Consider the following 12,589-nt stretch of genomic DNA (forward strand, 5'->3'; position numbering starts at 1 on the left):
GGAAAATGAACATGGTCACGAGGGCTAACGGAAGAATCCAGAGGGCGCGGGTGCATTTAACCATGGCGGCCACCTGCAAGGATTCGTCGCTGTAAGCTGCTGCGGCGCCCACCACGGAACTGGTGTCGTGGATGGCGATGGCAGCCCATTCGCCGAACTGCTGGTTATCCAAACCGAAGAAATGGCCCAGCGGCGGGAAAATCAGAAGGGCCAATGCATTCAGCACAAAGATTGTTCCCAGGGAAACGCTCATCTGCTTGTCGTCGGCCTTTACAACGGGAGCTACCGCAGCGATGGCTGAACCTCCGCAAATGGCTGTGCCGCTAGAAATCAGGTAAGATGTCTTGGAATCCACCTTGATAAGCTTGCCTGCGACGAAACCAAGAATCATGACGCTTGCCACAGACACGATGGTAAACATCATGCCGTCCTTGCCGGAGGCAAGGGCCGCCTGCAGGTTCATGCCAAAGCCAAGGCCCACCACGCAACCTTGAAGTAAGTACTTCTGGGTTTTCTTTGCGAACTTGGGGAAGGCAGGGCCGCCGAAAATAAAGGCGTAAACGATGCCTGCCAAAAGTGCCATCCAGGAGGCAACGCAGGGGCAGCAGGCTGCGAGAATCAAAAGAACGAATGCAATCTTTGCGATTTTCTCTTTCATTTTTCTTTACTCCTTTGTGGCGTAGCTTTTTACTTTTGGGGCTGCGCTGGTTCGATGATTGGTAAGACTTTTGTTTTCTTCATGAAGGCCAGAGTTTCTTTTTCGCCTTTTTCAGCAAGCATGGTCAGGAGGAAAAGTAACTTTAGGTAGGTTTCCTCGGCCATTTTTTCGCGGGCGGTACTCTGGGTCAAATACAGTAGGGGACTGGTACGGTCGTAGTCTTTGCCGCCGTAAGTCTTGGAGGCGGCAACGCGGTCGCAGAACATCTCCTTGATATAGCGGTCCGGCATGGGCATGGGTACGATTTTCTTTGTGACCATTTCGTAGTCATACCAGAATTCGAAATGGTGCTTATTTCGTCCCTTGTGATGCATCCAGGCTAGGCTATAGCCGGTGGCATTTCGCTCCCCGTTGTTGGGGGATTCCTTGCCGGTGTAGTACTTCATGCCGGGAATAAACTCGGTAGGAGTGTACTTGGACAGATCGTGGAAAAGTCCCTGGAATCCGATACCCGCCTTGAAGCAAAGGCGAATCACTTCGTTCCTGTGCTTGGTTATGGTGATGAAATGACGGATCGGATGAAACATGGCAAAAATTTAGAAAATAGATTGAAGTTTAAAGGGTAAAGGGAACAGAATTTAATAACTTTAAAATTATGAAAACATCCATCGACTTCATTGGTGATATCCACGGGCATTGTGAGTGCCTGAAGGCCCTGCTGAAAAAGCTAGGCTATGTGGAGTCTGCTGGGGCATTCCGTTATCCTGGCAATGAACGTGTGGTTGTTTTTCTGGGGGACTATGTGGATCGCGGCCCCAATGTGCGCGCTACGCTGAACTTGGTTCGCGCCATGCGTGATGCTGGCAGTGCCATCGCCCTCATGGGCAATCATGAATTCAACATGCTGAGTTTTTGGCAGAAAAATGGCGATGGCGGACGTTTCCTGAAAAAGGTGGGGCAGGGGTACCTTCGTGAGCATACCTTCAACAAGGTGGCGGTTCATTCGCGGACTGTTGCGGATTTCGTGGGCCGTAAGGACGAATTCAAGGAAATGAAGGAATTCGTAAAGACATTGCCTTTCTACCTGGAAACGGATTTGTTCCGGGCGCAGCACGCCAGTTTTCACCCTCAGGCTGTGGCGCAGTTGAAGGCTGCTGGTATCAGCTGTTTTGCCGATGGAAATTTTGACGAGCTGATCTATAGGGTGAATGATGAGGCCAATGAATATGGCGATTCCCTCTTTTGGCCCGTAGACATGCTACTGAAAGGGCCGGAAATGGAATTGCCCAACCATCAGTTTTTCTTTGATGGAGAAAACGTCAAACGTTTCAAGACAAGGCTTCGTTGGTGGATGAATCCTGCAACGGCAACGCTTGATGAACTGAGCCTTCAGCCGGGAATAAAGATGCCTGAGGGTTGCGAAGTTTCATCAGAAGTTCGCGCTCGCTCTTATTATGGCGAAGATGAACGCCCTGTGTTTTTTGGACATTACTGGCTCACTGGCGAACCCTGCCTGATGCGTCATAACGTTTGCTGCCTGGATTTTAGCATTGCGCGTCATGCTGGCGGTGGCCATCTGGCTTGCTACCGTTTTGATGGGGAACAACGTCTTGACGAATCCAAATTCGTGTGGGTTGGACGTTAAACGTCATTGAACGATTGTTTGTAGAATTGAATGAAATGTCATCCTGAGCGTAGAACTGAAGTTTTGTGTAACGTGTCATCCTGAGCGAAGTGCGTAGCACGAAGTCGATATAGAATTGTTGGCAACTTGTTGCCTTACAATTCTTAGGTTCTAAGGAGCAGGATCTAGAAGAGGGGGAAAGGGAAAATGAATGAGTATTACGTATATATGATGGCAAGTTCTAATAATAATGCTTTATACATTGGATTGACGAATGATATAAGGCGCCGTTATGAGGAACATTGTTCTGGGAATGTCACTGGATTTACTCAAAAATATAAAGTCCACAAATTGGTTTATTTGGAACAATATACTGAAGTGAATGATGCTATAGCTCGTGAAAAGCAATTAAAAGGTTGGAGTAGGGCAAAGAAAAATGTTCTTGTTAATGGTCAAAATCCTTTATGGAACGATTTAATGCAAGGTGAAGTTTAGATTCCTCGACTTCGCTTTGCTACGCTCGGAATGACACTTATTATGTTTCGCAACGCTTGGAATGACACATTATGATTGACTGCTTGAAAAAGTTTGCTTCCTTGAAGGTGACTTGCGCTTTGCTGGTTGCTTTCTTGTTGCTGACATTTTGGGGCGTTCTCGGCCAGGCTGCTGCGGGTAACGAAGGGGCTGCCCTTGCAACAAATCGCTTTTTTGGAAGTTATTTCCTGTGGGTTCTTGGGGTGATTCCGGTGCCCGCTTTTAAATCATTGGCTGCAGTGAGTGCGCTTCAGTTGATTGCCTCCATGATGTACCGTATGCCGCGGATTTTCTCTCGGGACGACTCGGGCAAACTTGTTCTCTCGGGTTGGCGTAACCTGGGGCTTTATGGAATGCATATTGCCCTGCTGGTTCTTTTGGTGGGTAGCCTTGTGGGCTCCGAATTTCGTCAGGAGTTTAACGGTTTCCGTGCAGTTCCTGCCGTAGGCGAATTGGTGGACGTCAAGACTCCGCAAAAGATTACCTACTACACCGTCAATGACGGCTTGAATACAAGTGCGGTGAAAGTGGGAGAGGGCTATCCCTACTTTACGTTCTACAAAGGTCAGGTGGATATGATGGGAGTGAAGGTGGACCTTTATACGGCTACCTACGACCCTTTCCATTTTGTGCCGTACGTGTTCATGATTTTGTTCTTGCTCAGTGCGGCGTTTCATTATGCTGTTAAGGTGCGGGCTGGGTCTGCTGCAAATAAAAAGAACTTTATAAGTGTGATTGCCTTGGTTTTTGCAGGCCTGTTTTTTACGCCTTCCGCAAATGCAACAACCCTTTTTCCTCCTGCTATTCCAGATTCTATTGCGAAAAAACTGCCTTGGAATCCTGAAGACCCTGTAATGGTCAATGGGGTTGTGCGCCCCTTTGACTCCTTTGCTCGCGGGATTGTCAACGATCTTTATGGCAAGGTTACTTTTAAGTACTGCGTAGAGGATGACTGCGATGATGAAGATGCGGTTTATATGGTTGGACTTATTTATGTGCGTGCCTCTGAAGAAAAAGAACTTTTTAAGGTTCTTCGCAGCGATGTGTTGCAGGCGCTTCATCTGCCTGAAAATAAACGTTATGTCAGCTACAATGATTTGAATGCCTCCCGTTCTCAACTGGAAATTTATGCAAGCCGCAACGATGACCATCCGGCTACAGCCGAAATGAAACGTTTGCTTGCCAATGTGCAACTTTATGAATCCATCGAACGAGGTGATTTTAGAAAGGCTACGGCAACTCCGGAACAGACAAAAAAATTTAAGGCAGAAGTTTTCTACAACCACGCCAACTTTGCCTTGATCGCGTTCATCCTAGCTTTCATCGGTTGTGTCTTGGCTGCAGTCAATTCCCTTTTCAAAAAGCGCGCCCTTGATGTGGCGGCGAACTCCATGGCTGCAGCGACCGCAGCAACGTTGTCCATAGCATTTGCCCTGCGCCTTTACATTACAGGCCGCCCGCCTCTTTCCAGTTTGTATGAGATTGTGCTGTTGATTGCCTTACTGTTAGAATGCTTTGAATTTGGAGCCTTTATCTTCTGCAAGAAACGCACGTTCTCCCTCATCATTCCAGTAACGGCAATGGCCACAGTCCTGTTGTTCTTTGCCAAGTTCATTTTGGAACCTGGGGATTTGTTCCAGCCCATTCCTGCGGTGTTGAATTCCTCGGTGTTTCTGACACTACATGTGTTTACAATCGCCCTGGGATTTGCTAGCGTTATTTTGTCTGGAATCGTTGCCCATGTGGCCTTGTTCCGCGAAACCCGCTGCGCCAAGAATTCGGAACAACTTCAGAATATAAACAAACTCCTTTTCGGTACCCTTGTTTTTGGTTCTGCCTTTACCATTTTGGGTACGTTGCTTGGGGGCGTCTGGGCGGATTTTGCCTGGGGGCGTTTCTGGGGCTTTGACCCTAAGGAATGCGGGGCTCTTTTCGTTTGCCTTTGGACGATGCTTGGGCTACACCTTCGCGGTGGATGCCTCATCTCGCCAAGGGGCTTCGCACTGTTCAACTGTTTCAATGTGATTGTCACGTTCCTTTGCTGGTTTGGAATTAACTTGCTGGGAGTCGGGCTTCATAGCTACGGCTTCCAAAGCGGAACGGTAATGTGGCTTTTGATTTTTATTCTCGCTGATCTTGGCGTGATTTTTTATTTGAACCATTGTAGACGAAATCTCGGCGTAGCCGACTAATTTACTCTCGTAAATCATAACTCGTACTTCATAATTTTCTATCTTTTCCCCCATGCTTCAATGGGACACCTTGCTTTCTGCTACGCGTTATGGACATCCTGCCGATCAGGATCCTAACCGCTCTGATTTTCATCGTGATTACGACCGTATTGTTTTTTCTACGGCATTCCGCCGCCTTGGCCGAAAGACCCAGGTCCATCCGTTTTCTGTAAACGACCACGTTCACAGCCGCCTGACCCACAGTATTGAAGTGAGTAGCGTTGGCCGTAGCCTTGCCATTACGGTTTATCACCTGATCAAGAAGTATTTGCCCAAGTATGTGAACGAATACCAGTTCGGCACCATCGTTCAGTCTGCCTGCTTGGCCCATGATATCGGCAATCCTCCCTTCGGCCACGCCGGCGAGGCTGCCATTCGCGAATGGTTCCGTAAGAATCGCAATTCCGCTCCCATGCAGGATTTAAAACCGGATGAAATTGCGGACTTTGAAAACTTTGACGGTAATGCTCAGGGCCATCGAATCCTGAGCAAGCTGGAATACCATTTCCTGGATGGCGGCATGCGTCTGACTTACGCAACCATCGGGGCTATGATCAAGTATCCCCAGCTGGCCAAGTTCGGCACACCCACCAGCCTGTTCTCTACAGAAGCTGATCTCTACCGCATGACCGCCTACACCTTGGGCATTCCCGAGCTGGAAACTGGCAAGTGGGCCCGTCATCCGCTGGTATACTTGATGGAAGCTGCTGACGATATCTGCTACAGCATCCTGGATGTGGAGGATGCCATCGAACTTGGTATTCTTTCCTTCGGCGATGTACGTAGCATGTTTAGCTACCTCTGCGGCCCCGATGTGGATATTGACCGCGAGTATCAGGAAAACGGACAGAACTTCCGTGACTTCCTCAGTAGCATTCGCGGACTAGCTATCCAGAACCTGATTGATGATGTGGCTATTGCCTTTGTGAATAACTACGAACAGATTATGTCTGGTGAATCGGTGAAGCATCTTACCGACTTGTCCCGTTCCGAGGTCATGGAAGGTATCCGTATTGCAAAGCGCCTGGGTGTGGAACGCATCTATCCGGACCGTCGCAAGACCGAACTTGAAGTGGGTAGCTATACCACCTTGAGTACTGTCCTGGATGCATTCATCAACGGTGTGTACGATTTCCGCAAGAATGGTAAGAATTCCTATCGCGCCGATCGCATAGTACGTTTGATTGGCCAGGCAAAGATTGGCCAGAGCGTTACTGCCGCCGAAGCCTACCATCAGGTGCTGGACTTTGTCAGCGGCATGACCGACAACTACGCCACTTATCTGGCTCGTCAGATTGGCGGCCTTGCCATGGGTTACTAGCTGGAAATTTCGTGATGATTTGGCTCTTTGATTACGACTTGACTTTGTATGGCGCAGATGAACACTGCGTCATAGAATCTCTTGATGAACGTATATCCAAGACCGTTCAAAACGCAACTGGCGTTGATTTCGAAACCGCCCATAAGATTCGCAAGGATTATCTGCAACGTTTTGGAACAACCCTCGCTGGACTTCAGGCCATGCATGGCGTTAAACCCGACGATTTCTTTGACTTTATTCACCAGCCAGAGTACCTGATTTATCCAAAGTCGTCGCCAGAAAAGCGAGACTTGGTTACGGGCCTGTCTGGTCGTAAGTTTGTTTTTACCAATGGTCGCCGAGACTGGAGCGAAGCGGGTATGGATCATATGGGTATCCGCGATTGTTTCGAGGACATATTTGACTTGAAACAGATGGATTGGGAAGGCAAGCCTCACGAAAGCGCCTATGAAAAGGCGGAAAAGTGGTTGGCCCAAAAACTGCCGGACCAGTTCCTTGCCAATGGATCTCCAGTAAATCCATCCGAAATCATCCTGCTGGAGGATTCTGCCCGTAATTTGGAACCCGCTCACCGGCGTGGTTGGAGAACGGTTCTTGTCAATCCTCTGCCGGATGTTCCGCCTTGGGTGGATTATCACATTCCGAATTTGCTTGACTTGAAAACGATTCTTCCTGAACTCACGAGAGATGCCTAGTATGATGGAACTGCTTTCTTTTGGCTTTATGCAGAATGCTCTGATAGCCTCGGTCCTTGTTGCCTTGGCTTGCGGCATTGTTGGAACCTTTGTTGTGGTTAACCGCCTGACGTCCTTGTCGGGAGGTGTTGCTCATGCATCCTTTGGTGGCGTCGGTTTGGCTGTATTCCTTGGCTTTTCGCCCATGCTTGGCTCCTTGGGTTTTGCTGTGGCCTGTGCTATGCTGATGGTGCTTCTAACCTGGATGGATCGAAAAAAGTCGGACACCTTCATTGGAATTATCTGGGCCGGAGGCATGGCCCTGGGTGTTATTCTGACCGACCTTACTCCTGGCTATAGCGGCGAAATGATGAGTTTCTTGTTTGGAAGTCTCCTAACGGTTCCAACGGATCTTCTTTACTGGATGGGCGCTCTTCTTGTATTGATTCTTTTGGCTGTGGTTGCAAATTTCCGAAAGTTCCTTGCCATTTCCTATGATCCGGAATTTGCCAGGGTTCAGGGATTGCCGGTAAAAACCTACTACATGCTTTTGATTGCAATGATAGCCTTGACTGTGGTTATTGCTGTCCAGGCTGTGGGTATGATTCTGGTGATAGCCCTTCTTACCATTCCTGCCTACATAGCCGAGACCTATGCAAAAAATCTTGTGCAGATGATCCTTATCTCTGTGGGGTTGTCTCTGGCATTGATGCTTGCAGGCTTGATGCTTGCTTGTCAGTTGAACTTTGTGGTGGGTCCCACCATCATTCTCTGTGGCGTGGTTCTTTACGCATTGAACTTTGCCGTTAGGAAATTTGTACTTTCAAGGTAATATGAAAAAGATTCTGTTTTTCGCATTGACTGTCCTTAGTCTTGTTTCGTTGGCTGTTGCCTATCCGGCCCCGGCAGCACGTAACGGATTTAGCAATATGACGGTTGCCACCGAGTATTCTGAACTTTTGCAAGAAAAGAATGCTCGCAACGACTCCCTTTTGCCGGCCCTTGATGGCGATAAGGCCTTTGCCGAAGTCCTACGCTTGAATCCGAATTTCTGGAGTTTGGGTGGAGCCCTGGACAAGGAGGCTTCCCTGGTGACCAAGCTTAACGCCAAGGTTGTCTTTATTGATGGTATTCGAGAAGATCCGTTCTGTGAACTGGATAAGAAGGGGAGTACCGCTGGCGAATGGAGCGTTCGCATTGGTGTTGACTTTGTTTCCGGTGGATCCAATACGGTGCATATCCATGTGCAGCAGTGCTTGGACTACGTGAAGGATGAACTGGGCTATGCAGTCAAGAAAGGTGACAAGGTGGTGGTGATTCCTCCTAAGAAGGTTCTTGATAAGATTGCCCAAAGTGAGATTCCCGACGCCATTGATATTGATCTCCAGCAGACCTTGCTCAAGGCACATGAAGACGTTAACCTTACCGGAAAGTGCCCGAAGGATATTGATGCCTACATCATCTTGATGAACGTCTATAATCAGGTCAAGGACTTGAAGATGGATTACGTTGTCATCAATGATCAGTTGAACAAGCAGCGCAACGGTGGTGGCCGCATACAGTCCTGCTCCTTTAGCCGTGAGTGGAATAAACGTTATCAGGAAAGCGCCAGTTTCGAGTGCGATATCGATAATGATGAGTGTGTCTATCGTCAAGAAAATGATGGCGACTCCAAGTGGACCATCAATTATGAAAAAGACCGTTTTGAATACAAGAACAAAAAGTTCCTGTTCATCAATCTGAATCCCAAGAGCATCCACAAGGGTGGCAAGATGCTGGACCTTCGCCTGATTCGTTTGTCCACATCCCTGTATCTGGAAGCCTATCTGAACTCAAAGGGCGATCCGGTAACCTTGGGCCTGGTCATTGTTCCTGGGGATAAGAGCCTCGAAGATTATGAAGACGAGGAAGATGACGACGAAATGACTGAATAGGCCTGATTTTGCCTCATTTGGGGCTTTGGATCGTCTTGGGGCTATTGACCGAAATTATCATTTTATTTATATATCAATTAGAAGAAATAAATAGGGAGAAATTTATGAACCGTTTTATTAAAGCCTCTTTGATTGCTGCCGCTTTTGGCATGGCTGCCACTCCGGTTCTCGCCGAAAATGAATCCTTCGGTGGTATCGGTGTTACCATTTATCAGCTCAAGAAGGGCGTCAAGGTTGCGGAAGTAATCCCGGGAACCCCCGCTGCAGAAAGCAAGCTTCAGTCTGGCGATGTGATTATTGCCGTAGATGGTCAGAGCCTTGCAGGTCTTACTATCGATGAATCCAAGGATCTTCTCCGCGGTCAGGCAAATAAGCCCCTTGAACTGACCTTCGTCAGCGGTGCTGACACTCTTTCCACTGTAATCCGCCGCGCAAAGATCAAGGTTAAGGATCTTGATGCCGAAAAGGTCGAAGCCTGGTATGGCGACAAGAAGGAATTCAATGCAGAAGAATTGGAAACCTTTGCTAGCGCTAACAGCGAAGACCAACTGGTTGCCGTTCTCAAGCACGGCTATCGTATCTCCGAAAAGAATGTGAACTCCAAGGGCCTTAACGGTATCTACGTAGAAAAGGCCGAAGAATTCGCACCCAAGGCTCCCAAGCAGAACAATGGCAAGGCTGACAAGGCTATCCTTAAGGGCTTCAGCCGTAATGCAGTAAGCTTCGAACTGAAGACAGCTGGTACTGTTGTTGTTACCATCATGAGTGCCGAAGGCGAACAGGTTGCTGTACTCCGTTCTGAAAATGCCCAGCCGGGTTTCAACACTCTGTCTTGGAACTCCGATAACGTTCCTTCTGGCCGTTACATGGTTTCCATCGAACAGAATGGTAACGTCAGCGGTAGAAACGCAGTCCTGAAGTAATTCTCGACCTGGTACATACAAAGTAATAAAGAAACGTTCGGTCCATCCGGACGTTTTTTATTTTTCGAATTCTTAGAACTTCATCCTATGAGTGTTTAACTTGAAATGTCGCTCCTGGAGAGTCGAACCTGGGGCCTTGAATCTGTAACGAGTAAACTCGCCCCACTTTAATTATCTACATTTTGCCCATCGTGTATCTGTCTAGAACCCACAGCTTTTTAAAATGGCTTATGTGGGCTGTTTTTGTGATTTTCACAACAGCCTTTGCCGCTCCGTCCGCATTCGGGCAGGAGATGACCCGCTTTGAGCTGGAAGAGCGTGAACAGGTGGAAGAAGATACCACTGAAGTAGACTGGATGAACGACACTACCGGTACAGATACCATTGAGTACCGAGCTGTAGACTTGGAGTACGATGTAGAACGGTCTACCTTCAATTTGAACAATAGCGCGCAGTTGAAGTATCGTACCGCGACCTTGGATGCCGATACAATCTGGTTTGACCAGGAAAATTCGGTTCTTGCGGCAAGTGGTGATCCAATCATGAGAGATTCGAAGAATCCCTCTCTGTCGGGTATGCGCCTCAAGTACAACATGAAAAGCCGAATCGGTGAAATCTATTACGCAACGACGTACCAGGACAACCAGCAGTTGAACGGAATGGAAGTCCGTCGCCTGCCTGACCAGCGAATCCAAATTGCCCGAGGCGACTTCAGTACTTGTAACGATTCTACGCATCAGCATTTTTATTTCTATGGCCGTCGCATGGTGGTAAAGCCCAAGGAAACCATTACGGCAAGACCTGTGGTGCTGAATATTGCCGATGTTCCTGTGGCTGTGCTTCCCATGGTGGTGGCTCCTCTTAAGAGTGGCCGCCGTTCCGGTATCCTGACGCCAAAGTTCGGCGGTGACCAGAAGCAGGGTTACTACATGAGTAACCTCGGCTTTTACTACGCACCCAACGACTACTGGGACGCAACCGTCAAGGGCGACATTATTGAAGGCGAAGAGGCTCGCTTTGAACGTTCGACCATGACAGGGGAGGTGCGTTACAAGAAACGCTACGTACTGGATGGAAACCTTTCCTACACGGCCTACCTTGAGGAATTTGATGTAGCCAATAGCGGTTACGACATTCGCTTTAGCCATAACCAGAACTTGACTCCCGATGGCAAGCATACCTTGAGTGGTTCCGGTTCCTTCGTCAGTAGCCAGAGTGTCCGTAAGGATAACGCCCTGGATGCGGAAACCATCTTGAACCAGCAGGCAAACGCCCAGTTGACCTACTCCGGAAAGATCGGGACCAACAAGAGCCTAACGGTGAAGGCCAGCCAGAAGCACAACCTCGTTACGGACCTTATGGAACGAGAGATTCCCGACGTCCAGTACCGTATGAGCGGCCAGCTTTTTGATTTTGAACTGGACGAGGATGACGTGGCTGCCGACGACGGCTCCTTCCAGAGCTATCTTGAAAAGTTTAACTACAGCTTCAACAACCGCTTTAACTACTATACCCGTCGCGCACAGGATACCATTAACGAGGTGGATACTACTGCGGAATATGTAGGTTACACGGGAACCTACTCCCTGGATTATTCCGGAAGTCTTTTCGATGTTATTAACCTTACTCCACGGGCTACGTTCACGGGTTATTGGACTGGAACGGGCTGGATCAATCCCGAGGACTCTCTCAAGTATCGCCGTCGTTACATGAGCTTGGATCCTGAACACGATAGCTATGGTGAAGTCGCCTACAACCACAATTACAGTATTACCGCGGATACAAAGCTGTATGGTATCTGGGTTCCTGAGATTGGTCGTTTTACCGGTGTCCGACATGTGCTTTCTCCCAGTGTATCTTACACCTACGCGCCGGAAATCGATACGGTCAAGAAGTTCGCTCCCCATCCGTTGCTTGGGCAGACTCCGTACCAGACAAAGCAGAAGACTGTTGGCTTTGGTTTGAACAACGACTTCGACATCAAGTACTTGAAAGTTGTTGGTCATGCCGCGGATACTACAAAGGGCGATACGGCCAAGGCGGTGGAAGACCAGTATGGAACACGTCGACTGCTAACAACCCGTCATAACGTATCCTACAATTTTGCTGCGGATTCACTGCAGTTCTCCGACATTACATCTTCCTTCGGTTTACAGGTTTTGCCGAACTACATCTTTACCATTAATACTCGCCATAGTGTTTACCACAAGTACGAAGACGATCCCAATAAGGTCCGTTTCCCGGAACTGACTTACTGGGGTTACGACTTCTCGAAACACTTTAACTGGAGCGGTGAATTCAATGGCGGTCTTCCGTCCCAGATGGAAAAGTACGAAATGCTGAAGTGGACCTTTGGCCTAGACTACAGCTACAGCTTCAGCAGCAGTCGTGTGGCCCGAGATCTTTTCCAGGATAGGGTTACCCACTCCACGGGCATCAGCGCAAGCTTGCAGCCTACAAGAAACTGGGAAATGACGTACAGCACTCGTTACAACTATAACGAAGGCCGTTTCGTGACGCACAGCTTTACCTTTAACCGAGTACTTCATTGTTGGCAGTTGGATTTCAGCTGGACTCCTACGGGGCCTGCAGCGGGCTGGAGTTTCTCCATCTACGTACGAGACCTGCCTGATATCAAACTTAACGCAGGCAGTACTGAAACAAAGTAGTGTTTGAAAATTAATTTACTT

Annotated in this window: 11 protein-coding genes; 9 read left to right on the forward strand and 2 right to left on the reverse strand. The window is 48.5% G+C overall.

What is annotated here, in order from left to right; all coding sequences use genetic code 11:
- Together MJZ26_10380 and MJZ26_10385 are read right to left on the reverse strand one after the other, a co-directional pair.
- Positions 1–658: putative sulfate exporter family transporter (locus MJZ26_10380; protein MCQ2106185.1), on the reverse strand; the 658-nt coding region annotated here is incomplete at its 3' end.
- A 29-nt stretch (positions 659–687) separates the two neighbouring features.
- Positions 688–1,245, reverse strand: coding sequence for a DUF5662 family protein (locus MJZ26_10385; GenBank protein MCQ2106186.1), 558 nt, complete (start codon positions 1,243–1,245; stop codon positions 688–690).
- A gap of 68 nt (positions 1,246–1,313) precedes the next feature.
- Here MJZ26_10385 and MJZ26_10390 point away from each other — a divergent pair, with 68 nt between their 5' ends.
- The 9 genes from MJZ26_10390 (at position 1,314) to MJZ26_10430 (ending at position 12,568) form a co-directional block, all read left to right on the forward strand.
- Positions 1,314–2,303: a metallophosphoesterase gene (locus MJZ26_10390; GenBank protein MCQ2106187.1), complete on the forward strand. Its 990-nt coding sequence runs from the start codon at positions 1,314–1,316 to the stop codon at positions 2,301–2,303.
- A 186-nt stretch (positions 2,304–2,489) separates the two neighbouring features.
- On the forward strand, positions 2,490–2,777 hold the full coding sequence (locus tag MJZ26_10395) for a GIY-YIG nuclease family protein (protein ID MCQ2106188.1): 288 nt from the start codon (positions 2,490–2,492) through the stop codon (positions 2,775–2,777).
- 71 nt (positions 2,778–2,848) lie between these two features.
- Positions 2,849–5,008, forward strand: a complete 2,160-nt coding sequence (gene ccsA, locus MJZ26_10400) for a cytochrome c biogenesis protein CcsA (protein MCQ2106189.1) — start codon at positions 2,849–2,851, stop codon at positions 5,006–5,008.
- 70 nt (positions 5,009–5,078) lie between these two features.
- Complete coding sequence (locus MJZ26_10405; protein ID MCQ2106190.1) at positions 5,079–6,368, forward strand: deoxyguanosinetriphosphate triphosphohydrolase; 1,290 nt, start codon at positions 5,079–5,081, stop codon at positions 6,366–6,368.
- Between the two features lie 14 nt (positions 6,369–6,382).
- Complete coding sequence (locus tag MJZ26_10410; GenBank protein MCQ2106191.1) at positions 6,383–7,063, forward strand: HAD hydrolase-like protein; 681 nt, start codon at positions 6,383–6,385, stop codon at positions 7,061–7,063.
- Between the two features lies 1 nt (position 7,064).
- Complete coding sequence (locus MJZ26_10415; protein ID MCQ2106192.1) at positions 7,065–7,874, forward strand: metal ABC transporter permease; 810 nt, start codon at positions 7,065–7,067, stop codon at positions 7,872–7,874.
- A gap of 1 nt (position 7,875) precedes the next feature.
- Complete coding sequence (locus MJZ26_10420; protein MCQ2106193.1) at positions 7,876–8,976, forward strand: hypothetical protein; 1,101 nt, start codon at positions 7,876–7,878, stop codon at positions 8,974–8,976.
- A gap of 104 nt (positions 8,977–9,080) precedes the next feature.
- Positions 9,081–9,899, forward strand: coding sequence for a PDZ domain-containing protein (locus MJZ26_10425; GenBank protein MCQ2106194.1), 819 nt, complete (start codon positions 9,081–9,083; stop codon positions 9,897–9,899).
- Between the two features lie 245 nt (positions 9,900–10,144).
- Positions 10,145–12,568, forward strand: a complete 2,424-nt coding sequence (locus tag MJZ26_10430) for an LPS-assembly protein LptD (GenBank protein MCQ2106195.1) — start codon at positions 10,145–10,147, stop codon at positions 12,566–12,568.
- The last annotated feature ends 21 nt before the right edge of the window (positions 12,569–12,589 follow it).

Source organism: Fibrobacter sp. (assembly GCA_024398965.1).
GTDB lineage: Bacteria > Fibrobacterota > Fibrobacteria > Fibrobacterales > Fibrobacteraceae > Fibrobacter.